This is a genomic window from Ruegeria sp. SAZA006 (genome assembly GCF_059613465.1).
Map to the genome: position 1 here is coordinate 77,058 of NZ_JBXWSO010000010.1, position 25,432 is coordinate 102,489.

Consider the following 25,432-nt stretch of genomic DNA (forward strand, 5'->3'; position numbering starts at 1 on the left):
GGAGCGTATCGACGCCCCGGATCCGACTGACACTTAAAGAGCGGCCCTGAACAATCCGGTCAGGTTTTCCTCGGTCAACTCGATGGGGTTGCCACCGCACGAGGGGTCAATGATCGCACCCTTGACCAGCTCCGGGGTCGCATCCTCGGTCACACCCAGATCGGACAGCTTGCGCGGGATACCCAGCGAGTCGTTGAACTCCTGCACGAAGGCCCGGAACCCGTCGAAGCCGCCCGAAATGCCCAGATAGGCTGCGGCTGCTTCGAACCGGTCGGCGATTACAGGCGCATTGAACTCCAGAACCGCAGGCATGCAGACCGCGTTGGTGGTGCCGTGATGGGTGTTGAACACCGCGCCGATCGGGTGGCTCATGGCGTGGATCGCGCCCAGCCCTTTCTGGAACGCCGTTGCACCCATGGCGGCCGCGCTCATCATCTGGGCGCGGGCCTCGATGTCGGTACCATCGGCATAGGCGCGCGGCAGGTACTCCTTGACCAGCCGCATTCCTTCCAGCGCGATACCTTGGCTCATCGGATGGTAATGCGGGCTGGAATAGGCCTCGACACAATGCGCAAAGGCATCCAGGCCGGTGCCGGCGGTGATGAATTTCGGCATGCCCACGGTCAATTCAGGGTCGCAGATCACCACGGTCGGCAACACCTTGGGGTGGAAGATGATCTTCTTGGCATGGGTTTCCGAATTGGTGATGACGCTGGCGCGGCCCACTTCCGAGCCGGTGCCGGCCGTCGTCGGCACCGCGATGATCGGCGCGATCGCCTCGGCGTCCGCGCGGGTCCACCAATCGCCGATATCCTCGAAATCCCAGACCGGGAGGGTCTGACCGGCCATGAAAGCGACCATCTTGCCCAGATCCAGCCCCGAGCCGCCGCCGAACGCGATCACACCGTCATGCCCGCCCGCCTTGTAGGCGGCCACGCCAGCCTCGAGGTTCTTTTCGTTCGGGTTCGGGTCGACCTCGCTGAACAGGCCCCGGCCCAGCCCGGCGGCCTCGAGAATCTCCAGCGTCGCGGCGGTGATCGGCAGATCGGCCAGGCCGCGGTCGGTCACCAGCAGCGGGCGTTTGATCCCCGCCGCCGCGCAGGCCTCGGGCAGTTCCTTGATTCGGCCCGCACCGAATTTGATCGTGGTCGGATAGGACCAGTTTCCAACAAGACTCATGTCAGCTTTCCTTGTGTTTAAGGCCTGCCCCGGCGAGGGGGTCGGTCCGGGGCAGGCAAATCGTCCTCAGCCCGTCACCTTTTTCAGGTGGTAGGATTTGGGACGTGTCAGGTTGTGATATCCGATGATCGACAGGCCGCCGCCGCGGCCCGTATTCTTGCACCCGGTCCAGCACAGACCCGGGTCCAGATAGTCGGCCCGGTTCATGAACACGGTTCCGGTCTCGATCCGGTCGCCGACGCGTTCGGCCCGCGCCACATCGCGCGTCCACAGCGAGGCGGTCAGGCCGAACTCGCTGTCATTCATCAGCGCGATGGCCTCGTCATCCGAGGACACTTTCATGATCCCCACGACCGGGCCAAAGCTTTCGTCGCGCATCACGCGCATGTCGTGGGTGACGTTGGTCAGGATCTGCGGCGTCAGATAGGCGCCGCCGTCATCCTCGGCAAAGGTCTCGATATGCGCCACGGCACCGGCGGCCACGGCCTCGGCGATCTGGGCGCGCACCTCGTCGGCAAAGCGCACGTTGGCCATCGGCCCCAGCGTCGTCTCCGGATCCAGCGGATTGCCCAGCTTGTAGGCCTTGACGATCTCGACCGCCTTGGCGACGAAATCGTCATACAGGCTTTCATGCACATAGATCCGCTCGATCCCGCAACAGCACTGGCCCGAATTGAACATGGCCCCGTCGATCAATGTTTCGGCCGCCGCATCCAGATCGGCGTCGTCCATGACATAGCCCGGGTCCTTACCGCCCAACTCGGTGCTGACGGGGGTAAAGGTGCCAGCCGCCGCACGTTCCATCGCCTGCCCCCCGGCGACCGAACCGGTGAAGTTCACGAAATCGAACGCCCGGCCAGCGATCAGATCGTTGGTCACGTCATGGCTTAGGAACAGGTTCTGGAACACGTCCTCGGGCACGCCTGCCGAGTGAAAGGCCCGCGCCATCCGCTCACCCACCAACAAGGTCTGCGTGGCATGTTTCAGCACAACCGTGTTGCCCGCGATCAAGGCAGGCGCCACCGTGTTGATCGCCGTCATGTACGGATAGTTCCAGGGCGCCACGACGAACACCACACCATGCGGCGCGCGCTTGATGTACCTCTTGAACGTCTCGTCCTCGCCCACGGCAATGTCGGCCAGCGCATCGCGCGCGATGCTCGCCATATAGGTCGCGCGTTCGTTGAAACCGCCGAACTCGCCGCCATACCGTACCGGCCGACCCATCATCCGCGCCAGTTCCGGTACGATCTCGTCATTCATCGCCCCCACGGCCGCGACGCCGGCCATCACCAGATCGATCCGCTCCTGCAGGGGTCGCGCCGCCCAATCCGCCTGCGCCGCCCGCGCCCGAGCCGCTGCGGCGAATGCCGCGTCACGATCCAGCGTGTCCCGCTCGGCAAACACCGATCCGTCGATCGGCGAGATACATTTCAACACCTGACCCATTGGTCACTCCATCCTCAAGCAAAGCAGACCCGCTGCTTCATCTGGCCAAAAAATTCCGGGGAGCGTGAGGGGCTGGCCCCTCACATCCGCCCTCTACGCCCGCTCGAACCCGCGGGCAATCTCCCAATCGGTCACCACGCGCTCGAATTCCTCGATTTCGACCTCGGCGGCGCGGACATAGTGGTCGACCACGTCATCGCCCATGGCCGCCCGCAGCATGGCCGAGCCATGCAGCGCATCCCGCGCCGCGCGCAGGTTGCCCGGAATCATGCCGGTATCCCCCTGATAGACATCGCCCTTGGTCGGCGGCTGCAGCTCCAGCCCTTCCTCGATGCCCGCGATCCCTGCGGCCAGCATGCCCGCGATGGCCAGATAGGGGTTCATGTCCGAACCCGGAATCCGGCACTCCACGCGCACCGCCTTGGTGCCATCCCCACACAGCCGGAACCCCGCGGTGCGGTTGTCCACCGACCAGATGATGCGCGTCGGCGCAAAGGTGCCCTTCATGAAACGCTTGTAGCTGTTGATGTAAGGCGCCATGAAATAGGTATAGTCGGGCGCGTATTTCAGCAGGCCCGCCATGTAGTTTTTCATCAGGGCCGACATGCCCAGCGGATCGGCCTTGTCAAAAAATGCCGGTTGCCCGTCCGCCCACAGCGACTGATGTACATGCGACGAACTCCCGACCCGGTCGTGATGCCATTTCGGCAGGAAGGTCGCCGCATGGCCGTGCTGCCACGCGATCTCCTTGACCGCGTTCTTGGCGATCGAATGATACTCGGCCGTCTGCATCGCCGGGGCGTATTTGATGTTCAGCTCTTCCTGCCCGGCCTCGGCCTCGCCCTTGGAATTTTCGACCGGAATGCCCGCATTCCACAGGTGATTGCGGATCGGCCGCATCACATGCTCTTCTTTGGTGGTCTGAAGGATGTGGTAATCCTCGTTGTAGCCTGAGATCGGTTCCAGATCGCGGAAACCCTCCTTGCGGATCTGGTCAAAGCTCTTCTCGAACAGGAAAAACTCCAGCTCTGTCGCGCACATCGCCTCATAGCCCATGGCCTTCAGGCGATTGAACTGCTTCTTCAGAATGGCGCGCGGAGAATGCGGCACCTCTTCATGCGTGTGGTGATCCAGCACGTCGCACATCACCATCACCGTGCCCTCCAGCCACGGCACCGGGCGCAGAGTGCTGAGGTCGGGCTTCATGACATAGTCGCCATAGCCGCGCTCCCAGCTGGTCGAGGCATAGCCGTCCGGCGTCGCCATCTCGAGATCGGTGGCTAGCAGGTAGTTGCAGCAATGGGTTTCTTCCCAGGCCCCGGCCACGAAATGCCCCGCGTGGAATCGTTTGCCCATCAAGCGGCCCTGCATGTCCACCATGCAGACCAGAACCGTATCGACCGAGCCTTCGGCAACCTGGGTCTTGAGCGTGTCGAAGTTGAGCATGAGCCACCTATTTCTGCGCCGGCGCCACCTGCCGGACTGACGTTTTCAACGGCCTGCCCCCGGTATGAGGGCAGGCCGGTTTCACATTAGCCGTACCGGTAGGGACGGCCAGCCTTTTGCATGTCGGCATTGTACTTCTTGATGATTTCGACAACCTTCGCCTTGGTCTCGGACTCGGCTGCAATCTCATCCCAGAACGCCACTGCTGCGGCTTCGACCTGCGCCCATTCTTCATCCGGGATCGAGGTCAGCTTCATCTTGTCACCATTCACGCGAAGCGATGCCTCGCCGCCCCAATACCACCACTGACGGTAGTAATGCGACTGGTCGGTGCAGACGCGGAACAGGGTCTGCAGGTCTTCGGGCAGTTCGTTCCAGCGGTCCATGTTGGCAAAGAACGACCCGGCCCAGGCGCCCGAGATGTTGTTGGTCAGGAAGTAGTTGGTCACATCCGCCCAGCCGACGGTGTAATCCTCGGTGATGCCCGACCAGGCGATGCCGTCCAGCTCGCCGGTCTGCACGGCAACCTCGATGTCCTCCCACGGCAGGGTCACCGGGACCACGCCGAACTGGGACAGGAACCGGCCCGCCGTCGGGAAGGTGAAGACCCGCTTGCCCTGAAGGTCCGCCAGGCTGTTGATCGGGTCCTTGGTGGCGAAATGGCACGGATCCCAGGCGCCGGCCGAGATGTGCTTGACGCCCACTTTGGAATACTCTTCGTCCCAGATCTCGTTCAGACCGTACTGGTTGAACAGGACCGGAACATCCAGCGAGTAGCGCGAGGCAAAGGGGAAATAGCCGCCGAACACGGTTACTTCGGTGGGCGATGCCATCGAGTCGTCATCCGACTGCACCGCGTCGATCGTGCCGCGCTGCATGGCGCGGAACAGCTCGCCCGTGGGCACCAGCTGGTCGGCATAGAACAGCTCGATCTGCATCCGGTCGCCGGCGATCTGGTTGAACATCTTGATGGCCGGATCGATCACATGCTCGGCCAGCGCGGGGCCGGCATAGGTCTGCATGCGCCAGCGGATCGTGGATTGCGCCAGCGCCGGGGTTGCCAGCGCGGCGGCCGGGGCCGCGGCGGCCCCTTTCAGGAATGTGCGTCTGTTCGTCATCTTCTCTCTCCGTTGTCGGTTTCGATGGGCGAGAGACCAATCTCTCGCATGTGCCTCGGTATGTCCGGGGTCATTTGTTGTAGATGTAGTCGGGCAGCCACAGCGCGATCTGCGGGAAAGTCATGATTATGGCCAGCGCCAGCGTCATCACCATCACGAAGGGCAGGATCGAACCGTAGATGTCGCGCAGCGAAATCTCGGGCGGGGCCATGGCCCGCATCAGGAACAGGTTATAGCCGAAGGGCGGCGTCATATAGGCGATCTGCGTGGTGATCGTATAAAGCACCCCGTACCAGATCAGGTCGAAGCCCAGTTCCCCCACCAGCGGCACGTACAGCGGCGCCACGATCACCAGCATCGCGGTGTCGTCCAGGAAGGTGCCCATGACGATGAAGCTCAGCTGCATCAGGATCAGGATCAGCCAGGGGTTCAGGCCAAGGCGCTCGGTGAACAGGGTCTCGATCGCGCGCACGGCGCCCAGCCCGTCGAACACCGCGCCAAAGGCCAGCGCAGCCAGGATGATCCACATGAACATGCAGGTGATGCCCAGGGTCGAGCGCACCGAGACCTCGAACACCTGCCGCGTCATCCGCCCTTTCAGCACGGCGGCCGCAAAAGCCGTCAGCGCACCGATGGCCGAGCTTTCGACCAGCGAGGTCCAGCCATTGACGAATGGCACCATCATCGCCGCGAAGATCGCCAACGGCAGCAGTCCCGCGCGCAGCAGCCGCAGTTTTTCCGCCATCGGCACGTCGCGCTCTTCCTTGGACAGGGCCGGGCCGAGTTCCGGGTTTATCCGGCAGCGGATCACGATGTACAGGATGAACATGCCCGCCATCATCAGGCCCGGCAGGATGCCCGCCAACCACAGCTGCCCCACCGGCTGACGCGCGATCATCGCATAGAGAACCAGTACAACAGAGGGTGGCACAAGTATCCCAAGTGATGATCCGGCCTGGATCACTCCGGTCACCATCCTCTTGTCATAGCCCCGTTTGAGCAGTTCGGGCAGCGCAATCGTGGCCCCGATCGCCATGCCTGCCACGCTCAGCCCGTTCATCGCCGAGATCAGCACCATCAACCCGATCGTGCCGATGGCCAGCCCGCCATTCAGTCCACCCATCCAGACATGAAACATCTTGTACAGGTCGTCGGCGATTTTGGACTCGGCCAGAACATAGCCCATAAAGATGAACATCGGCAGCGTCAGCAGCGGGTACCATTTCATCAGTTTCATCGCCGCCGAAAACCCGATATCATAGCCGCCGCGGTCTCCCCACAGCAGCAGCGCAGCCACCACGGCCACAAAACCGATGGCGCCGAATACGCGCTGACCGGTCAGCAGCATCAGCATCATGGTCGAGAACATCAGGATGGCGATCAACTCATACGACATCAGATCACCTCGCGCGGGATGTCATCGCCCTTGAGGCGCAGAATATCTTTGAAAAGCTCGGAAATGGCCTGCAGCAGCATCAGGATCAGCCCCACGACCATGATCACCTTGATCGGCCACAGATAGGGGCGCCACGCGGTCGGGCTGCGCTCGCCATATTGCAGGGAATAGCTGAGCGAGTCGAACCCGCCATAGATCATCACGCCCAGGTAGAAGATGAGGAACAGAACGGTGAACGCGTCGGTCCAGGCCCGTCGCCGGTGCGACCACTCGCTGTAGAGAAGGTCCATCCGCACGTTCGAACCCATCTGGATCGAATACGGCCCGCCTAGGATGTAATAGGCGACCATCGCGAACTGCGCGACTTCGAGCGTCCAGAGCGACGGAAGGAAAAAAGTCTTCGAGATAGACGACCACAGCAGGATGCCCATCATCACGAAGATACCGTACATGACGATCCGCCCTATCCAGCGGTTCATGCGGTCGATGACCGCAATATATCCCCGCATGAAACTCATACCTGCACCCCTGCCCTCATGTGTTCTGCCCTGCGTCCGAAAAGGTTTCGACCGTGGCGGCCAGTATTGGCGTCAATAGCCCCACGATCCGATTGACCCCGGTCGGCGTGTCGATCAGATCATTGCGGATCTCGATCATCACGTTGGGCAAGCCCCGCGCGATACCGTGCTCGCGCAGGGTGTGCGTGACGCCATCCTCTGGCGAATAGGGTTCGTTCAACGCCACTCTCAGCCCGCAATGCGCTGCATGGTTCAGCATGACCTGAGCCGCCCGGTCATCAGAGTCATGCAAAATCCCCAGTTCGACCGCCCGGGTCTTGCCGTTGTAGATTGGTGTGAAACTGTGGATCGTAATCAGGACAGGCGGTTCTGGGCGGCGGTCCAGCGTCTGCGACAAGAGACCCCGGAACGGTTCGTAAATGTCGCGAACTCGCTGGGCGCGCTGATCCACCGTCAGACCGTGATTGCCGGGCACCGCAAACACCTCGCTGCGCGGAGGCATCGAATCTTCTCGTTCGGGCGGACGATTGCAGTCATAGACCAGCCGACTGACCCGCGAATGTACGAGAGGTGCATCCAGGGCGCCGGCCAGTTCAACCGCAACCTCTAGCGCCCCGATATCCCAGGCGGCGTGTGAACGGGCCGCCACGTCGTCCAACCCCAGCCCATCCAATGCCGCAGGTATGAACCGGCTTGCGTGTTCGCACACCAGAACCGCGCGTGCCACGCCACGCGCGTTCAACACACGTGCGGCGGGCGCTTCCAGCGGGGATAACAGGGATGACTCGGTCTTGGACTGCATGCGTAGCATTTGTTACAGTGGCCTTGGGCCTGTCAAGAAAATTTCTGTAGACAAAATTACAATCACTCATATCCTGTAACAAATTGAATAATATGAGGGCGCCGATGGCCTCTGTCGCCAAAACGGTCAAACAACGCATTCAGGACGAACTTGAAGGCCTGACCCGCTCGGAACGGCAGCTGGGATCGGTCCTGTTGCAGGATTATCCGATGGGTGGGCTGCAATCGATCACCAAGCTGGCCGCGGCGGCCCAAGTGTCCACCCCGACGGTCATTCGCATGGCGAGAAAACTGGGTTTCGATGGGTTCCCGGCGCTGCAGGAGGCGTTGCGCGAAGAAGTTGCGGCACAGATCCAAAAGCCGATCTCGAAACGCGACGCCTGGATCGTGGATGATGAAACCGAGCATCCGATCACGCGTTTTGCCCAAGCCGTTTGGACCAACATGCGCCACACACTGGAGCGGCTGGACAAGTCGATGTTCGACGCGGTAGCCCAGTTGCTGGCCAATACCGAGCGCCATTTGTATGTCGTCGGCGGTCGGATCACCCGATCGAACGCCGACTATCTGTTCAACCACATGCAGATCATCCGGCCCAACGTGACGATGCTGGGCAACTCGGCCAACGTATGGCCGCAATACCTGCTGGACATGGACGAAAGCTCGGTTCTGGTCATCTTCGACATCCGCCGCTACGAGGCGCATCTGGAAAAGCTGGCGCAAGTTGCGTCCGATCGCGGGGTGACCGTCGTGCTGTTCACCGACCAATGGGGGTCGCCCATCGGCAAATCGGCCAACTATACCTTTCACGCTCTGGTCGAAGCTCCATCAAGCTGGGATTCGACGATCGCCCTTCAACTCATTTCGGAAACCTTGATTGCGGAGGTTCAGGAGGCGCGCTGGGAAGAAAGCAAGGAGCGTATCGAGGAGTTGGAGCGCTATTTCTCGACCACACGGATCTTCCGCAGCCACGAGGCGTGACGAACGAACCATCGCCTGTGCGCCGGATTTTGGTTGGAAATGCCGCATGTGCTTGGTAGCCATTGGGCAATCTCTAAAAAACCGGGCTAGGCTGTTCTGCTAAGATTAGCCTACGTCTGCGCGGAAGCGCGATACCTTTTGCGTTCCGCGAATAGCCAGTTCACACCGCTTCGAGATTCCCAAGCAGGATCGACGTCATGTCCACACTGAACATCCCATCCAGGGCGGTAACCGCAGCGCCGGTTTGATAGTCGACATTCGTGGGCGTGATTGAGGAAAGATCGGCGTTCTGGTCCAGATAGACCCATTCCGGCTCGTGTGCGGTGGGCAACCCAACGGCAACCTGCAGGATCGCCAGGGCATCCAGTGCATTGACGGTGCCATCCCGGGTGATATCGGCCGCGATCAGGTTTTCGGGGGCTGCGGGTCCCCAGGTTGGTCCCAAACCGACCGCTATCCGCAAAACCTGCAGCGCATCCAGGGCCGTGATCTCTCCGCTGGCATGGGAATAGGACTTGATGATGTCCACGTGACCCGGCAACGAACCTGATGGCAGGTCAAGATCGAATTGGCCCTGATCGTCGGCCCGTACCGATATCGGGCTGTTTCCAACTGGCGTGAACACGATCTCAGCAGCGCTCAGCGCGGGGTTTGAACCGGAAGAATCTACCGTGACTGGACCCGTCACACCGGCCGAGGCCTCGGGCCCCGTGAGCACGCCAAAGTCAACAGGGATGTGATCCGGCCCCTCGAAACCGGACCCGAAGATTTCGGCGCTAGTGAGTGTGCCGCCGTCGGCCGAAAAAAGCTCAACAGTCTCATCCATGAACTCAATCCGAGCCCCTTGTGCCGTTGACGTCACGGTCAGCTGCCCGGGGTTGCGCAACATCGGGTAGTCGAACAGATCCAACCGATCGGTTCCGGCCTCGAAATCCGTGATCGTCGTCAATCCACTGCCGAACCGCATAACGAAGATGTCCGCGCCGGAACCACCCTGCATGGTGGTTTCACTGCGACCGGCAATCAGAATGTCGTCACCGGCACCGCCCTGCAGATTAGTGTCCAGAACGCCGGCGCTCAGCATGTCGTCCTGAGCGGTTCCGGTTACGATTCCATTCCCCTCGATGACATTGCCCAAGGAGTCCAAAGACACTGTCAGCTGGGTTAGCCCTGCATCCTGCTGCGATGCCACAAAGATCTGAAGGTCGTCCCCAACATGGGCCACCTCGATTGTCTCAACATTCTGAAGACCGCTATCCAGCGTATCCGCAAAGCTGTCCAAGTAGATCAGCTTGCCATCAGGGGTCATTGTCAGCAGGGTCACTCCGTTATCTCCGCCGCCGGCGATGACAAAGACGCGTCCATCGACTTCGACGACCTTCATGTCCTGAACTGCGCCAAAACGGGTGCCCAACGTGTCCAACGCATGATCCTTTGGAACCAGTGTTCCGTCTGCGCGCAGCTCTATCACACTGATGGAGTTGCTGCTGGACCCGGCCACTAGAACCCACGTGTGTCCATACGCATCAACGGTTTCCAACGCTGTCGGAGAACTGATCCCAAGCGTTTGGGTTGTCGTGTTGTCAACTTCGATCAGCGTCCCGCTTCCCTGATCGGCGTTGAACACCCGGATCGTATTGTCAGTGGCATTGGCAGTGACGACATACTGGTTGCTGCCCACGGCCGCGGTCTGCATCGTCCCGGCATTGCCCGCGACCGAGCCGACATGACTGAGTGCACCATTCGAGTTCACCACGTAGGTGCCGATGAGCCCGCTGTCCTGATGGGCCACCGTCAGGTAGTCGACCGCACCCACCGAGTATTGGACCAATGCTGTGACATCACCGCCTCCGGGAATCGCCGCCGTTTCTTGCAGCGCCCCGATCGTGCCATCCGTATTCAACTCGTATCCAACAAGGCCCGTGGCGGTATCGACGTCCAGTGCCAACAGATCGCTTGCGCCCAATGCGACCAGAGCACCAAGGCTGCCGACCTGCAACGATATGGTGCCGCTGAAATACTGATCGTCGTGGAATTGCGGAGCCCCGCCGTCCACAAGCTGCCAGACAACGATGCCGCCGCCAGCCCGGGTCGTGCTGTACAGATACGTAACACCGTTAAACGTTTTTAAAGCCGTATCGCCGATACCAGAATCGAGCGCCGGACTCCCCGTTGCAACCACTCTTTCGAACTGAAGCATCAATTCAGATCACCCCCAATGCCATCGCTGGCAGTCCTTTCGAGGGTGACGCGGTGCCAAGGCAAAGACGAGAACGAAATTGTGGTGAAAACGAGGAATTCGGCTCCAGATTAACTCAATTTTTCAAGGTCCGACCGCATGAATAACTCGGCAGCAGGAAAGAAGAACAGAACTTGGCTTCTTCGTTCTTGTCGCGCGGGTATCCGCGGCCACCGATTGTGAGGACATGATGACGATGAAACCTGTTTCGCACGAAGTCTCCATCCAGAAGGACTCACCAGATGCAGGGCATGAGAAGCATGTCCGCAAATGGATCAAAGCGCGTCTGCGCCGATGGGCCGGATCGGGAGTCGGCGGTGGTTTGGCCTCTGCCTTGCTGGCCTTGCCCGCGCTGGCCCAAGCCACTGAGAAGGAGTTGAGCACATTTCAGTTTGCCGATGTCCTGCCCGGTGTCAAGTCGGTCAAACTGCTGCCAAACGGCGACGTTCAACTGAAGCTTTTGGACGGTCGCACAGTCCTGGTTTCCGCGGAAAACGTGCACGTTCTGGACAACGGGTCGATCATGATCGCCGAAGATGTGGCCGTTGAAGTCGCGCAGCTTGCAGTGGCCGCAGAAGCCGCCGGAGCAGCGGCAGCTGGTGGTGGCGGTATGGGAGCCGCAGGCGCGGTGCTGGGTGGTTTGGGTCTGGCCGGCGCGGCCGCCGCTGGCGGCGGTGGCGGCGAAGATGCCGCGACACCCGCGGAATCGCCGCGCCCGTCCAGTCTGAACCTGTCCCAGTTGCAGGGAAATTCGCTCAACAGCACCACCGCCAAGGCGTCAGCACCTGATGGCACCGTTTCGGTCGAAGTAACCATCGGGTCGGTCACCAAAACCGTATCAGCGGGGCCGGACGGCAGTTGGAGCGTTTCGCTGAGCCAAATCGAGGCGGCAGGGTTGCCTCAGGGGGTCACATCCGTGACGATCCGGCACCTGGATGGCGCCGGAGGTGAGATCGCTGTCGAAACAGCCACGTTCAACATCGACACCATCGCTCCGGCCATCGCGATAACAGGATTTTCCCACGGGGCGGTCATGAATGCGGCCGAGAGCGCGTCAGATCTGGAAATCCGTGGTACGACCGATGCGGAAAATGGTCAGATGGTGACTGTGGGGTTGAACGGTCAGATCTATACCGCAACGGTGTCCGGCGGCACTTGGAGCGTCACGGTTCCGGCCGCCGATCTGGCGTCTCTGCCCGATGGTGCGACCGTCAATGTGACCGCTGATGTGGTGGATCGCGCAGGCAATCCCGCGGCTCAAGCCACCAACAGCTTTGATACTGACTTTTTCGCTCCAGCCATAACAATAGACCCTGTCGCAGGCGGCCAGATCGACCTTGTGGACGTCGGATCGGACCTGACGATTACCGGCACGACGACCGGCGAAGATGGCCAACCGGTTGTGCTGACTTTCAATGGCCAGACCTACAGCGGAACCGCTTCAGGCGGTGTTTGGAGTGTGACAGTTCCCACAGCCGACCTCGGCGTTCTGGTCACCGGTAGCCCCATCAACATCAGTGCCACGATCAGCGATGCCGCCGGAAACCCGGCCACGCCTGCTGCGGTTTCGGTGCCCGTGGACCTGAGCGGACCGTCTATCTCTATTTCGCCTCTGCCCGTCGGTGCGGTCTTGAACGCGGCCGAAGCCGGAGCAGATCTGACGATCAGCGGCACAACCGGGAATGTAACCGATGGCCAGACAGTCACGGTAACTTTGGACGGTCAGACCTACACGGGCCCTGTGTCCGGAGGGACGTGGAGCGTGACCGTGCCGAACGCGGATTTGATTGCCCTGGCCGACGGCGCAACTTTCACCATCACCGCCGACGTGACGGATGCCGATGGCCTCGTGGCCCCACAGGCGAGTGCAGGAGTTTCCAAAGACGCGACCGCCCCAACGATAAGCATCGACACGTTTTCGGACGGCGCGGTCATGAACGCGGTCGAACAGGGAACCGACCTCAGCATATCCGGAACGACGACCGCCGAAGACGGCCAGGTCGTGACCATTGGAATGAACGGTCAAACCTACGGCGCCACCGTTTCAGGTGGCAACTGGAGTGTCAGCATTCCCACAGCCGATCTGGTCGGCCTCTCCGACGGTGCCACCGTCACCGCGACCGCCAATGTTTCGGACCTTGCTGGGAACCCGGCCGCACAGGCCACTGGCAGCTTCGACACGGACTTTACGGCCCCCGCCCTGTCAATCTCGACGGTATCGGCCGGGGGCACCATGAACCTGGCAGAGCAATCCGGCGGAATGACGGTCTCTGGCTTTTCCGACGCGCCTGATGGAACGGTCGTCTCGATCCAAGTTCAACGAGCGGATGGGACTGTGGATGTCTCAGGCACCGCTACAGTGACGAGTGGCGCGTGGACCTACACCGCTTCACCCCTCGACCTGAGCGGCCTGCAAGATGCCGAATCCTACACGGTTTCCGCGTCAGTCAGCGACGCAGCCGGAAATACACAGACGACTTCGACTGGGTTCAACACCGATTTCAGCGCGCCTACCATCTCAATGAACCCGCTGGAAACCGGATCCGTGCTGGACGTCACCGAAAAGGACAGCAACCTGACAGTATCGGGGACAACGACAGCCGAAGATGGGCAAACCATTACTGTCGGGCTGAACGGGCAGACCTATACCGCCACCGCTACGGGTGGGGTCTGGTCGACCACCATTCCTAAAGCTGATCTGAACGCGCTTTCTGACGGAACAACCTATTCTATCACCGCATCGGTTTCGGACATGGCTGGCAACCCCGCTTCTCAAGCAACGAACTCGGTGACCACGGACTACCGACCCATCCTGACCTTGAATGAGGTCGGAACCAACGACGCGGTTTTGCTGAGTGACGCGCAATCCAGCGGCCTGACCGTCAGCGGGTCATCCATAGGCCTCACCGCGGGACAAACCGTTGAGGTGATGCTGAACTCGGTCTCTGTCGGAACAGCCACGGTTGCGGGCAACGGCACGTGGAGCCTGAACGTACCTGCGACAGCATTTGCCGGCACAACAGCGGGTAATCTTTTGGATTTTTCGGTTTCAGCGGCGGTTGCCGGAGGACCGAACCCCCTACCCACGACAGACCAGGCGACAGCTCACGTTCCAGCGGCCTATTTCATCTCCGAGGCAGGCCGGAGCGGGTCGACGATAACTTTCGAAATACATGCCGAGGCGGACCGGGACACATCCAGCGGGATGGCTTTCACGGCCAACTTGGGTTTTGACCCTGCGGTCGTGACCTATGACACGGGTTCCGAGGTCGAAAGCACCGATTTTGATCTGTTTCTGGCAAACCCGAACGGGGCGGCGGAAATCGGTTTTGCCGGCGCCGCGACAAGCGTCAGCGACCTGACCCAGCCTGTCGTAACGTTCACGATGACGGTGTTGGACCCGACGAAGCCGATCGAGTTGACGATCAACACGCCCGACGGCGGCCCCACCCATTGGGTATTGGGAACAGACGGCGCGGACACATTGGCGGCCACTGGTATCGACGATGTCATCCGCGGTGGGGACGGTGACGATGTGATCGATCTATCCGGCGCTGGCCGAGATCTTATCGTTTTTGAAGCGGACCCGACGGAGAACGGCACCGACATCGTAACGGGTTTCACCCTGGGGCCCAAAGCCGACATGGCCGACGCCATTATGTTCAGCGGGTTAGATGTCTCATCGCTTCGCGGTGATGGAACAGGTGTCGAAACACTGGCGATTGGCGACATGATCGCGACCAACACAGGGTTTGTAGGGCTGGCAACCACACTCACCGATCTGACAACCGGTACTCTGGAAGCCGCCGCCGAAACGCTTGCCGGGGCTCACGCCGGAGATGAGATCTATCTACTGGCCAGCGATGGAACTGACAGTGTGCTGGTCAAGGTGGACTATTCCGCCCCAACCTCCGCCACGGTCAGCGCGGTCGCGCAGTTTGACGGCCTGGGTGATCTGAGTGGTCTGAGCAGCGACAACATTCTGCATACCGATCCGACCGGCGCGTCAAGTTGATCCTGACAGGCATGAAAAGGTGGGGCCGCCCCGGCCCTTCCTAACGGACCAGCGGAGACATAAATGGCACAGAACGGCCCAGTACCCGTCACTTTCGACAGGCATTCCGATTGCTCGTGGCACAGATTTACATCCTACGATTTCGCGCGCTGCAGATTTGAGTGCGAGATCGTAAGTGCGGAAGTCTCAGAAGCCGCCGCCTCTTTTCCAATTGCTTTTCGATCCTCGGGGGGCGGAGTATCACCTCATGCTATTCTGGCGACAACAGCTTCTTCGGAAACACCATTCGTTTCGGACCAAGGACGCTGGCGGGCCACCTATGTTCCTTCCTTGCTGAGATGCCATCCGTTTTCAATCGAACTGGTCGGTGGTGAAGCGGAACCGTGTGCCGCTTCAGGCAAGCTAGTCGTAGACGAATCCACCGGACTCGTGTCCTGTGACCAATCCGGCAGCCCGTTCTTCGCAAAGTACGGCTTGATCTCCTCTGAACTGGAAACCCTGAAGGCCTTCTTCAAGAGCTTTCTGGCTGATCGCAACGTAACCCGACGTGCCTGCGCGCTAATGAGGGAATTGGGCCTATTCGTCGAATTGACCCGTTTTCAGGATGCGGAGTTGCCCGACGGTTGGATGAGCGTGGACTTTCGACGCTTCAACCAGCTTGGGCCGGCGCAGATAGCAGTTCTGCAATCAAGCGGTGCGATGCAGTTGATTTTCGCTCATCAAGTCTCGCTCAACCATCTTCGTTGGATGCACCATTGCCAGAGGCGTTCTCCCAACGTGGTCAGCAGTCCCTCCAACGGCAGGGAATCCGACCTTGTGGGGTTCTTGGATGCCATTGCCAGGGAACCAGACTTGTCGGACGTGGAGGCCAAATATGCCTACCTCTGATCGACTCATCTTGCCTCTGCTGGTCGGTTTGGTGGCTCTGCTCACTGCGGCTTGTGAGCCGGTCCCGGATCTTGCTCCGGTTGAGATGGCTTTTTCAGAAGGATCAACGGGCGCCGGTGCGACAAAGCCGTCGGGCCATCTGACTCGCAGTTCATTTGGCCAGAGAATACGGCGCGCTGTGGAAATCAGCCCGAACCTCGCGCAAAGCGGGACCGGCGTTGACGCCGCCTTTGCCGATATGGACGCGGCAGAAGGAGCCTTTCTTCCCCAGGTTTCACTTGGTGTGAATGCCCGATCGGAACGGGTGGACTCGGATATTGCGAACGTATCGCCATATCTGCGGGTTTCTCAGCTTGTATACGACGGGGGAGCTGCCGCCGGAGACTTGGCAGCCGCGCGGGCCCGTGTGCTCGTAAGCCGTGGCGATCAGCTTCAAACGGCAGCCGCGACGGCCCTTGCCGCAATTGAATCCTATGTGTTGGTCATCGACCGGCGGAAAATCGTTGAAATCGCGTGGGAAAACGTCCGCCGCCATGAGGAGATCGAGAAACAGATCTCCGACCGCGCCGCGCAAGGGGCCGGCTCCGCTGCCGATGTCCTGACGGCGCGTTCTCGGGTCGCGGATGCCAGGACCAAGTTGGCGGATTCCCGGGCTCAGGCTGATCGCGCCAATGCGCGATTCCAAGAAATTTTTGGGGCCCCGCCGGACAAACTGGATCCCCCTGTCCCAGCGCCCAACCTGTCGAGAAGCGACGCCGTCATCGTGATGGACAGCCCGCAGGTTCGACGCGCAGACGCGGCGGTTCTGGCGGCAAAGGCAGACCGCTCTGCCGCAATCGCGCGGCGTCAGCCGGACGTGCGGGTTTCGGCATTTGCCAACGAGGACGACAGCAGGGACGCGAATTTCGGCGTAGACCTGTCGGTCAACTACGAGCTGGACAGCACCGGTCAACGGCGGGCGGCAATTGCCGCCGCCGAAGCGCGGGTCAAACAAGCAGAATTTGCCCGCGAGGTTCTTGTTCGGGAAATCCAGCGCGAGCTAGGTTTCATTCGATCCGACCAAAAGGCCGGCGCCCAGCGTCTGCGCGAGGCCCGCATCGCAGTTGCCGCAAATGCCGACAGCGTTGCCGCCACTCAAGAGCAATTCCAGATCGGGCGCAGCAGCTTAATCGAAATCCTGGACGCGCAGCGCGATTATGTGAACGCACAGGAGCGCCTGATCCTGGCGGAGCAGAATTTCTTCCTAACGAACTACGCCGCGCTCAGCCTTACGGGCGACATCATTGATCTGCTCGGCATCCAGCTCAGAACATGGGGCAACAGACCATGACCCAACGCAGCCAGCCTCCTACATCCCTGCCCCTCACCAACTTTGAGGCATGTCTGCTGCATGTGGCGGCAGAGCTTGGCCGGCCATTGACCAAAGCCAGCCTTTTGGCAGCCCAATCCTCGGTCTCTGGTGGGTTGAAGGTACAGGACGCGATCGCACTGGCCCATGACCATGGATTGCAGGCGGGCTTCGGGCCGCGCCGCCTGTCGGAGTTTGATCCCGGCCTCGCACCGGCGATACTGTTGCTCGAGGACCATCGGGCCGTGGTTTACCATGGCCGTTCGAAGTCTGGCCGTCTGTTGATCCACGACCCAGAGCTTGGAGACAGCATTGGTGAGATGGATGAATGCCAGCTCGAGGCCGTCTATTCCGGCTATGCGATGTTGTTTCGTCGAGCATACTCCGAGGAAATCAAAAACAACCCAAGCCAGCCGAGCCGTCACTGGTTCCGATCAGCGCTTGTGGCCAATCGTTGGTCGTACTTGCAGGTTGCTCTGGCCGCGGCTTTGACGAATATCCTGGGGCTTTCAACCTCGGTTTTCATCATGACCGTCTATGACCGGGTTCTGCCAAATGAAGCCGTGGAGTCTCTGGTCGCCCTGACCATCGGTGTCGGCATCGCGCTGTTTTTTGATTTTGTGCTGAAGATCCTGCGCGCCAGTTTCATCGACAGGGCAGGTCGGAATGCCGACATGTTGATGGGCCGGCGTGTTTTTGATCAACTTCTGAATATCCAGATGAAGTCCCGAACCGGATCGACCGGCGCCATGGCGAACACGGTGCGTGAGTTCGAAACGCTCCGCGAGTTCTTCACATCAGCTACGCTGGTCATGGTGGTTGATTTGCCGTTCATCGGTCTGTTTCTGCTTACGATCTACATGGTCGGCGGGCCGCTGGTTCTGATCCCAGCTCTCGCCGTACCAATCGTGCTGATCGCCGGGCTCGCCATTCAGCCGCTTTTGTCCCGCTTGGCGGAACGCAGTTTTTTTGATGGCCAGTCAAAGCAATCCGTGCTGATCGAAACTCTGGCCGGTCTGGAAACGATCAAGACGACAACTGCGGCCGGTACGATGCGGCGACGCTGGGAAGAGGCGATCGAACAACAATCCGGCAACAGTGTTCGGTCGCGTGCCATCACTCAATTCGCATTGAATCTGACCGGTTTCACGCAACAGGCGGCCCAGGTTCTGATCGTGTTTTATGGTGTTTTTCTGATCGCGGACGGCCTGACCAGCATGGGCGCTTTGGTCGCCTCAGTGATGCTGACTGGACGGGCTTTGGCACCCCTTGGTCAGCTGTCACAAACCCTGACCCGGTTCAACCAGGCGCGCAGTGCTTACCGGAACCTTGACGCAATGATGCAAGCCGACAGCGAGCGGCCATCGGGTCGCACCTGGATCAGCCGCTCCAACTTCAAAGGGCGTATCACGTTCAACAACGTGTATTTCGCCTACCCAGACCAGGATGAGGACACACTGAAAGGCGTGTCCTTCGACATCAAACCGGGGGAGAAAGTTGCGATTCTCGGGCGGATCGGATCAGGAAAAAGCACCATCGCAAGACTGCTTTTGGGATTGTATCAGCCCCGTGTCGGTTCGGTTCTTTTGGATGGGATTGACATCCGCCAGATTGATCCGGGGGACCTTCGGCGCAACATTGGGTCGGTCATGCAAGATATTTGGCTGTTTTCGGGCTCGGTCCGCGAAAACATCGCGGCCGGTGCCGTCCGCCCGCGCGACGAAGATCTGATCCGGGCCGGGCGCATTTCGGGCGTCGAAGACTTTGTATCGCGGCATCCCAGCGGGTACGATCTGATGCTGGCCGAACGTGGCGAGGGGCTCTCGGGCGGGCAACGCCAGACCATCGCCCTAGCCCGGGCATTGATCGGGCAGCCGCCCGTCCTGTTGCTGGACGAACCCACCAGCGCGATGGATCTCAAGAACGAGGCGAACATCATTCAGCGGCTGAAGGCAGCGGCTGCGGATACGACTATGGTCATCGTTACCCATCGGGCCAGTCTGTTGGAACTGGTCGACCGGGTCATCGTGATCGAAAACGGCAAAGTGGGCGTTGACGCCGTCAAGTCAGTTCTCACCAGCCGAGCCAAAGACGCGCGGAGGCACATGAATGTCGCGGCATCCTGACCTTGCAAAACTGGCCCGCGAGATGAACGGCGGCTCGGGGTTTCGCGGCTCGGTATTGCTGCTGGCCATAATGGGCTGCATGCTGACCGCCGGCGCATGGGCTTTCGTCACCGAACTGGACGACGTGGTCCGCGCGGACGGTCGCGTCGTACCGTCAGGCGACGTTCAGGTGATCGAAGCAACCGAACCTGGGGTTCTTCAAGCTGTTCATGTTCAAGAGGGTCAGATCGTCGACAAGAACGCTTTGCTGCTGGAATTGGACGCGACCCAAATCGGCAGCGAGTTGGACACAGAGCGGCAACGGGCATTGGGACTAAGGGCGCGTATTAAGCGATTGCAGGCCGAAATTGACGGATCCGATTTGCGGTTCGAGCCCGAGCTTGTGCAACAAGCACCGGACGTCGTTCGCTCGGAAACGGCTCTGTATCTCGGCCGAAAATCGGAGTTGGCCGACGAAATTGCCATTCTGGAACGCCAACGTGAGCAGAAGCAGCGCGAATTGGAAGAGGGGTTGGTGGACCGGGTCACTGCAGAAGAAACACTCAAGGTCCTGTCCGAAGAACGCGCTTTGATGGAACCTCTGGTCCGCCGCAAGATGGAACCTGCGACAACTCTGCTGGCCCTGCGACGCAGCGAGGCGGAATGGAAGGGCCGCAAGGTAAGGGCCGAGGCCGCTGCAAGCCGTCTGGAAACCGGGCTGAGTGAAATCGATGACCGCATCACGGCCGCCAAAAGCCGGTTTCGCAGCGCCGCACTGACCGATCTTGCAATTGCCACTGCGCAGCTTGCGGCGCTTGAGCCCGCCCTGCCCGCGTTGGAGAACCGCGCGGCGCGCGCGCAGGTTCGTGCGCCAGTCAGGGGCATCGTCAACCGAATCCACCGCACGACCTTGGGCGGCTTGGCCCGCAGCGGCGAGGATCTGGTCGAAATCGTTCCGCTGGATGACAACCTTCTGGTCGAAGCCTATGTCCGCCCCGACGACATCGCATTCCTGCGCGCGGGTCAGCAGGTCAAGGTCAAGATCACCGCTTACGATTTTGCCAGATACGGCGCGCTGGACGGCGAAATTGTTCGCATCGGCGCGGATACAATTACACGGTCAGAGCGGCAGGACGAGGAAGTCTTCGTGGTCGAAATCCGAACCAGCGGCACCTTGTTGGACGCCGCTGGACTGGCGGTAGAGATCATTCCGGGAATGATCGCACAAGTTGACATTCTGGCCGGCAGGAAGACCGTTCTCGACTATCTCATCCAGCCTGTTCTCAAGGTAAAAAACCAGGCTTTACGGGATTGATCACGCAGCCGGTGTCTTGAATTGCTGATCGAACAGGCGGCGGAAGCTACCATTCTGTTCCATCAACTCATCCAACTTGCCCTGTTCGATCACCTGACCATCCTGGACAACCATGATCTTGTCTGCCTCAAGCACGGTCGATAGCCGGTGAGCGATGACGATCGTGGTCACGTTCTCCGTCAGCTTGTCCAACGCCTGCTTCACCAGAGCCTCGGACTCAGCATCCAACGCGCTGGTGGCTTCGTCGAGCAGCAGAATTTCAGCCTTCCGAAGAATGGCGCGGGCAATTGCCAGACGCTGTTTCTGCCCTCCTGACAGAAACGCACCGTTCTCTCCGACTTCGGTGTTGTATCCCTTGGGCAGCGACATGATGAAGTCATGCGCATGCGCGGCTTTGGCCGCATCGCGAATCTCGTCCTCGGTCGCATCGGGACGGGCATATCGGAGATTTTCCATGACCGTCGCGGAAAACAAAAACGTATCCTGGCCAACATAAGAAATCTTGCGCCGCAACGAGGCAAAGCTGACATCCTGCAAATTCTGTCCGTCGATCTCGACATAGCCTTGGTCAGGATCGTAGAATCGCATGATGAGCCCGAAGATGGTCGACTTGCCTCCACCCGACTGCCCCACCAGAGCGGTTGTCTTTCCGGCCTCGAAGGTCAGGTTCATTCCATTGATCACAGGCATACCACCGCTGTAGCCAAAGGTGACGTTCCGCAGGCGCACCTCGCCCGGACCGGACCGCAGCTCTTGCGGTTGAGGGCTTTCGCGCATTGGGTCTTCCTGATCCAGCAGTTCGAACATCATCTCGATCGGAACCAACGTGGATTCAATGGTCACCCGCATCCGGGACAGCCGCTTGGCCGGTTCATAGGCCATCAGAAGCGCCGTGATAAAGGACATCAGCTGACCCGCGGTCGGCGGTTCAGTTCCGGCAATTCCCATTGTGCTGACGACCAACACGCCGGCAACGGCTACACCGGCCAGAAATTCCATCATTGGGCTAGCGATGGACTGCAGTTTGGCAATTTCGTTCGATCGCTTTTCGACGCTGCGCACGGCTGCGGTCATCCGCTCGGTCATTCGGTCTTCCAGTGCGAAAACCTTGATGATTTTAATCCCTGAGGATGTTTCTTGCAGCACGCGGATGATCTCGGAAACAGACCTCAACTCGGATTGCATGATCGCGCGGACGCTTTTCAAAAGATAGCGCACACTCAGCAGCGCAACCGGCCCAACGATGAAAAACAACGCCGAAAGCACAGGCTGCTGATAGACCATCACAAAGATGAGACCCACGAGTGTCAGCGCGTCCCGAACGAACGTGGTCACGATCACGTCGACCAGCGTTCGCGCTGCACCCGCGCCCCGGGTCACACGCATCAGAAGGTCCGAAGACTCGCTTTTGGAAAAGAAATCCACTCCACGCCGAAGCAGTTTTTTGTATAACTTCTCCTGTTGCTCGGCGATGATGCGGTTGCCGGCGCGCGCCAGAAACACGGACTGGACGTAAGAAGCCAGCGCCTTGACCAGGAACAGCACGATTACTGCTGACGCGATGATATGAACCTGAGACCGCATGTCAGGCGAAGTCATGGCATCGACGATGTTTTCCATCATCCAAGCCGTCCCTGCGGTGGTCGCGGCAACGATCATCATGGCAAACATGGCAACCGCATATTTCTTGCCTTGCGCCCGCAAGCTGTCGCCCACCAGCCGACCGATATGGCCGGATCGCCACTTGGCCCAGGTTTTCCTGATCATAAGGGTCTCCAAATCAAGCTGACGCTTTCTTGCGCGTCAGCGCAGAGTTTGCAAGCTGCCATAACTACGCGCTTCAACACTGCACCGCAAAAGTGCAGCCGGCAGAAGTTAAGGTCACTTCAGCTGGATTTCCAGAGGCAGCCTAAGAAACAGGAGCGCTTCACCAGTAGTTTGGTTCGGCGTCGCGTAAGTCAAATCCAGCCCGCGGAATTGGTCAATCCCATGCTACATCCCCCAGAAAGATATACCCCGCGCCGTATATCGTCTTGATAAGGCGCGGGTTTTTCGGGTCTTCGCCGAGCTTCGTGCGCAGGCGGGAAATACGCACGTCCATCGCCCTGTCAAAGCTTTCACCGGCCGCGCCACCCAGTGTTTCCTGCATCTGCGCACGACTGATCAGGCGTTTGGGACTTTCCAGGAACAACCGCAACACTTCGCCTTCGGCATGGCTGAACGGTGTTTCAGCGCCGGTATCGGACACCAACACATAGCGATCGAAATAGGCGGTCCAGCCGTTGAACCGAGCCACATCCGAAGGGTGTTGCTGTGCCTTGGGCGCACGCAGACGGGCGCGGATGCGGGCCACCACCTCAGCCGGGTCAAAAGGTTTGGTGATGTAGTCATCAGCCCCCAACTCCAGCCCCGTCACCCGGTCCTGCACCTGCGCCCGACCCGAAATGATGATGACCGCCGCCCCCTGTTCCAGTGCCAGCCGGTGCACCAGCGCCAGCCCGTCGGTATCCGGCAGCGACAGGTCCACCAAGCAGACATCCGGCGTGACCCGTTTCAGTGACGCCTCAAATTCACGGGCGCGGGCAAAGCTCTGCGTTCGAAACCCGGCATCCTCCAACGCCTCAGTCAGAATCCGGCGGATTTCGGGTTCGTCGTCCAGAATGGTCACCAGGGGTTGGGTCATCAGGCGGCCTCGGTTCGGATCAGCGCGGACAATTGCGCGCGGGTGAAGGGTTTGCGCAGGACCGGCGCCTTGGCAAGAGCCTGACGGTGCAGCGGATCATCATAGGGCAACGAGGTCATCAGGATCACCGGAAGTGGTAGAGCAAGTCGTTCGATCAGATCAATGCCGGTGGCAGCGCCCTCCAGCCGGATGTCCGACAGGATCACCGATATGTCGTCCAAGCTGTTGGCCAGAACCAGGGCCTCATTCGCCGAGGTCGCCTCGATTACCGACAGCCCCAGATCGACCAGCATGTCGCGGAACTGGTGGCGCAGATCGTCGCTGTCCTCGACCAGCAGCGCCAAGCCCGACTGAACTGGCGGCGCGGGCCGGTAGGGCAGCCGCAGCATTACGGATGCGCCCGAGGGCGTGTTGCGCAGTTGCAGGTCTCCGCCTGCAAGCTTCACCGTGTCATAAACCATCGGCAGGCCCAGCCCCGACCCCTTGCTGCCCTTGGTGGTGAAAAACGGGTTCAGCGCCTTGTCCAGCGCATCCGGCGAAAACCCCGGACCGGTATCGGACACGGTGATTTCCACCCAGATCCGGCCGATCGCATGGGCACTGATGGTGATCTGACCGCTGCTGCCGCAAGCGTCGCGGGCGTTCAGCACCAGGTTCAGCAACGCGTCCTGAACCATGCCCGGGTCCAGCATCAACGCCTCGTCCGGCAGGGTGTTGACCACCGACAGCCCCACCCCACGCGGGAGCGAAGGCGAAGCCAGCACCCGCAGATCCTCGAGCAGGCCGCGCATGTCGGTGGCCTGCGGCTGCGGGGTGCGGTTGCCGGTCATGTCGGCGATGCGGTTCAGCAGCTGCCCACCGCGCCGCGCGGTCTGCTGGGTTGCCGCGACAAGCTCGGCGGCGTCTTCGGGCAGGTCCATCTTTTCCAGCTTGGCCTGCATCCCCAGGATGATGGTCAGCAGGTTCGAGAAATCATGCGCCAGCCCACTGGTCATCTGCGCGGCCATCGCCCGGCGTCGGGTCTGCTGCAGGGCCACGCGGGCCTGAGTTTCCTCGGTGATGTCCACCGACATGATATAGACGCCGCCCGTGCCATCGGGCGTGAACGAGACACGGATACGGCGCGAATCCTGATCCTCGGTGAATTCGAACACCGAGGCCTGCCCGTCATAGGCTTGTTGCAGATGCGGCCGGACCCTCTCGTAGGCGTGCGCGCCGAGCGCCTGCGAGATGTGCAGCCCCAGGATGTCCGACGGCCGGCCCGGCAGGACCGAACTGAGCCGCCGGTTGGAATAGTCGTACCGCCCTTCGGCATCCAGATGCGCAATATGGGCCGGCATCATCTCGGTGGTCATGCGGGTGCGCGCTTCGATCTCGGTCAGCTGGCGCTTGGCCTCTTCCAGCGCGCTGATCGTGGCGGCCAGTTGCCGGTTGGTGGCCGAAAGCTCTTCGGCATGGCCCAGCAACTGGTCCGACAGCTCCTCAGACCGGCTGCGCAGCAGCTCTTCGACCCGCTTGGTGCTGGTGATGTCGGTATAGACGGCGACCCAGCCACCGTTGGGCAGCGGCGCGCCCTCGATCGAGATCACCTGGCCGTTGGGGCGCACGCGCTCCATGTAGTGCGGCTCGAACGCCAAGGCCTGTTCGACCCGGACGCTGACCAGATCATCGACCGATTGATCGTGGCCATACTCGCCCCGGCTAGCCAGAAAATGGATCGTGTCGCTGAACAGCGCGCCCGGCTGCACCAAGGCTTCGGGCAGGTCGAACATTTCCTGAAAGCGTTTGTTGCTAACCACAAGGCGCAGCTTGTCGTCATAGATCGACAGGGCCTGACCGATCAGGTTCAGCCCTGCGGTGGTCATCTCTTTGATGCGCTGTTCGGATATGTCCAAGCCGATCCTCCCCTGGGCACAGGCCTATCACCAGTTTCCAGGCAGGTGTAGGGGGG

Annotated in this window: 17 protein-coding genes; 6 read left to right on the forward strand and 11 right to left on the reverse strand. The window is 60.5% G+C overall.

Annotated elements, in window-relative coordinates; translation table 11 throughout:
* Positions 1-33: 33 nt before the first annotated feature.
* From AC2FNZ_RS09970 to AC2FNZ_RS10000, 7 genes are all read right to left on the reverse strand, one after another.
* Positions 34-1,179, reverse strand: a complete 1,146-nt coding sequence (locus tag AC2FNZ_RS09970; RefSeq protein ID WP_496840448.1) for an iron-containing alcohol dehydrogenase — start codon at positions 1,177-1,179, stop codon at positions 34-36.
* A gap of 66 nt (positions 1,180-1,245) precedes the next feature.
* Entirely contained in the window at positions 1,246-2,628 is a 1,383-nt protein-coding gene (locus tag AC2FNZ_RS09975) for an aldehyde dehydrogenase family protein (protein ID WP_496840449.1), read from the reverse strand.
* Between the two features lie 93 nt (positions 2,629-2,721).
* Positions 2,722-4,074 (reverse strand): glutamine synthetase family protein, encoded by a 1,353-nt coding sequence (locus tag AC2FNZ_RS09980; RefSeq protein ID WP_496840451.1) that lies wholly within the window; start codon positions 4,072-4,074, stop codon positions 2,722-2,724.
* 86 nt (positions 4,075-4,160) lie between these two features.
* Entirely contained in the window at positions 4,161-5,192 is a 1,032-nt protein-coding gene (locus AC2FNZ_RS09985; RefSeq protein WP_093963096.1) for a TRAP transporter substrate-binding protein, read from the reverse strand.
* A gap of 70 nt (positions 5,193-5,262) precedes the next feature.
* Positions 5,263-6,588, reverse strand: coding sequence for a TRAP transporter large permease (locus AC2FNZ_RS09990; RefSeq protein ID WP_170588808.1), 1,326 nt, complete (start codon positions 6,586-6,588; stop codon positions 5,263-5,265).
* Positions 6,588-7,106 carry a TRAP transporter small permease subunit gene (locus AC2FNZ_RS09995; RefSeq protein WP_093963098.1) on the reverse strand — a complete coding sequence of 173 codons (519 nt, stop codon included), beginning with the start codon at positions 7,104-7,106 and terminating at the stop codon, positions 6,588-6,590. Before AC2FNZ_RS09995 ends, AC2FNZ_RS09990 begins: the two co-directional genes overlap by 1 nt.
* 16 nt (positions 7,107-7,122) lie before the next feature.
* Positions 7,123-7,908 carry an N-formylglutamate amidohydrolase gene (locus AC2FNZ_RS10000; protein ID WP_170596399.1) on the reverse strand — a complete coding sequence of 262 codons (786 nt, stop codon included), beginning with the start codon at positions 7,906-7,908 and terminating at the stop codon, positions 7,123-7,125.
* Positions 7,909-8,012: 104 nt separating this feature from the next.
* On the opposite strand from AC2FNZ_RS10000, the gene AC2FNZ_RS10005 reads away from it, so the two are divergent.
* The gene (locus tag AC2FNZ_RS10005) at positions 8,013-8,888 is read left to right on the forward strand and encodes a MurR/RpiR family transcriptional regulator (RefSeq protein ID WP_170341384.1); all 876 of its coding nucleotides are present in this window, start codon (positions 8,013-8,015) and stop codon (positions 8,886-8,888) included.
* Positions 8,889-9,048: 160 nt separating this feature from the next.
* On the opposite strand, the gene AC2FNZ_RS10010 is transcribed toward AC2FNZ_RS10005, so the two are convergent.
* The gene (locus AC2FNZ_RS10010; protein ID WP_496840453.1) at positions 9,049-11,088 is read right to left on the reverse strand and encodes a dockerin type I domain-containing protein; all 2,040 of its coding nucleotides are present in this window, start codon (positions 11,086-11,088) and stop codon (positions 9,049-9,051) included.
* A gap of 235 nt (positions 11,089-11,323) precedes the next feature.
* On the opposite strand from AC2FNZ_RS10010, the gene AC2FNZ_RS10015 reads away from it, so the two are divergent.
* From AC2FNZ_RS10015 to AC2FNZ_RS10035, 5 genes are all read left to right on the forward strand, one after another.
* Positions 11,324-15,142 carry an Ig-like domain-containing protein gene (locus tag AC2FNZ_RS10015; protein ID WP_496840455.1) on the forward strand — a complete coding sequence of 1,273 codons (3,819 nt, stop codon included), beginning with the start codon at positions 11,324-11,326 and terminating at the stop codon, positions 15,140-15,142.
* A gap of 63 nt (positions 15,143-15,205) precedes the next feature.
* Positions 15,206-16,030: a SapC family protein gene (locus tag AC2FNZ_RS10020; RefSeq protein WP_496840457.1), complete on the forward strand. Its 825-nt coding sequence runs from the start codon at positions 15,206-15,208 to the stop codon at positions 16,028-16,030.
* A gap of 178 nt (positions 16,031-16,208) precedes the next feature.
* Positions 16,209-17,360: a TolC family protein gene (locus AC2FNZ_RS10025; RefSeq protein WP_496840458.1), complete on the forward strand. Its 1,152-nt coding sequence runs from the start codon at positions 16,209-16,211 to the stop codon at positions 17,358-17,360.
* The gene (locus AC2FNZ_RS10030; RefSeq protein ID WP_496840459.1) at positions 17,357-19,504 is read left to right on the forward strand and encodes a type I secretion system permease/ATPase; all 2,148 of its coding nucleotides are present in this window, start codon (positions 17,357-17,359) and stop codon (positions 19,502-19,504) included. The genes AC2FNZ_RS10025 and AC2FNZ_RS10030 overlap by 4 nt, the downstream gene beginning before the upstream one ends.
* Positions 19,488-20,798 carry an HlyD family type I secretion periplasmic adaptor subunit gene (locus AC2FNZ_RS10035; protein ID WP_496840461.1) on the forward strand — a complete coding sequence of 437 codons (1,311 nt, stop codon included), beginning with the start codon at positions 19,488-19,490 and terminating at the stop codon, positions 20,796-20,798. The genes AC2FNZ_RS10030 and AC2FNZ_RS10035 overlap by 17 nt, the downstream gene beginning before the upstream one ends.
* On the opposite strand, the gene AC2FNZ_RS10040 is transcribed toward AC2FNZ_RS10035, so the two are convergent.
* The 3 genes from AC2FNZ_RS10040 to AC2FNZ_RS10050 form a co-directional block, all read right to left on the reverse strand.
* Positions 20,799-22,565, reverse strand: a complete 1,767-nt coding sequence (locus AC2FNZ_RS10040; protein WP_496833463.1) for an ABC transporter ATP-binding protein — start codon at positions 22,563-22,565, stop codon at positions 20,799-20,801. It lies immediately after the preceding gene.
* A gap of 214 nt (positions 22,566-22,779) precedes the next feature.
* Positions 22,780-23,481: a response regulator transcription factor gene (locus tag AC2FNZ_RS10045; RefSeq protein ID WP_496833465.1), complete on the reverse strand. Its 702-nt coding sequence runs from the start codon at positions 23,479-23,481 to the stop codon at positions 22,780-22,782.
* The gene (locus tag AC2FNZ_RS10050; protein WP_496833467.1) at positions 23,481-25,376 is read right to left on the reverse strand and encodes a PAS-domain containing protein; all 1,896 of its coding nucleotides are present in this window, start codon (positions 25,374-25,376) and stop codon (positions 23,481-23,483) included. The genes AC2FNZ_RS10045 and AC2FNZ_RS10050 overlap by 1 nt, the downstream gene beginning before the upstream one ends.
* Positions 25,377-25,432 lie beyond the last annotated feature (56 nt).

What these genes read in the sequence shown, in the direction of transcription:
- AC2FNZ_RS10010 (WP_496840453.1), bottom strand. Translation starts at nt 11,088, where the DNA reads ATGCTTCAGTTCGAAAGAGTGGTTGCAACGGGGAGTCCGGCGCTCGAT.
- AC2FNZ_RS10005 (WP_170341384.1), top strand. Translation starts at nt 8,013, where the DNA reads ATGGCCTCTGTCGCCAAAACGGTCAAACAACGCATTCAGGACGAACTT.
- AC2FNZ_RS10045 (WP_496833465.1), bottom strand. Translation starts at nt 23,481, where the DNA reads ATGACCCAACCCCTGGTGACCATTCTGGACGACGAACCCGAAATCCGC.
- AC2FNZ_RS09985 (WP_093963096.1), bottom strand. Translation starts at nt 5,192, where the DNA reads ATGACGAACAGACGCACATTCCTGAAAGGGGCCGCCGCGGCCCCGGCC.
- AC2FNZ_RS10015 (WP_496840455.1), top strand. Translation starts at nt 11,324, where the DNA reads ATGAAACCTGTTTCGCACGAAGTCTCCATCCAGAAGGACTCACCAGAT.
- AC2FNZ_RS10030 (WP_496840459.1), top strand. Translation starts at nt 17,357, where the DNA reads ATGACCCAACGCAGCCAGCCTCCTACATCCCTGCCCCTCACCAACTTT.
- AC2FNZ_RS09970 (WP_496840448.1), bottom strand. Translation starts at nt 1,179, where the DNA reads ATGAGTCTTGTTGGAAACTGGTCCTATCCGACCACGATCAAATTCGGT.
- AC2FNZ_RS09975 (WP_496840449.1), bottom strand. Translation starts at nt 2,628, where the DNA reads ATGGGTCAGGTGTTGAAATGTATCTCGCCGATCGACGGATCGGTGTTT.
- AC2FNZ_RS09980 (WP_496840451.1), bottom strand. Translation starts at nt 4,074, where the DNA reads ATGCTCAACTTCGACACGCTCAAGACCCAGGTTGCCGAAGGCTCGGTC.
- AC2FNZ_RS10035 (WP_496840461.1), top strand. Translation starts at nt 19,488, where the DNA reads ATGTCGCGGCATCCTGACCTTGCAAAACTGGCCCGCGAGATGAACGGC.
- AC2FNZ_RS09990 (WP_170588808.1), bottom strand. Translation starts at nt 6,588, where the DNA reads ATGTCGTATGAGTTGATCGCCATCCTGATGTTCTCGACCATGATGCTG.
- AC2FNZ_RS10040 (WP_496833463.1), bottom strand. Translation starts at nt 22,565, where the DNA reads ATGATCAGGAAAACCTGGGCCAAGTGGCGATCCGGCCATATCGGTCGG.
- AC2FNZ_RS09995 (WP_093963098.1), bottom strand. Translation starts at nt 7,106, where the DNA reads ATGAGTTTCATGCGGGGATATATTGCGGTCATCGACCGCATGAACCGC.
- AC2FNZ_RS10020 (WP_496840457.1), top strand. Translation starts at nt 15,206, where the DNA reads ATGGCACAGAACGGCCCAGTACCCGTCACTTTCGACAGGCATTCCGAT.
- AC2FNZ_RS10000 (WP_170596399.1), bottom strand. Translation starts at nt 7,908, where the DNA reads ATGCAGTCCAAGACCGAGTCATCCCTGTTATCCCCGCTGGAAGCGCCC.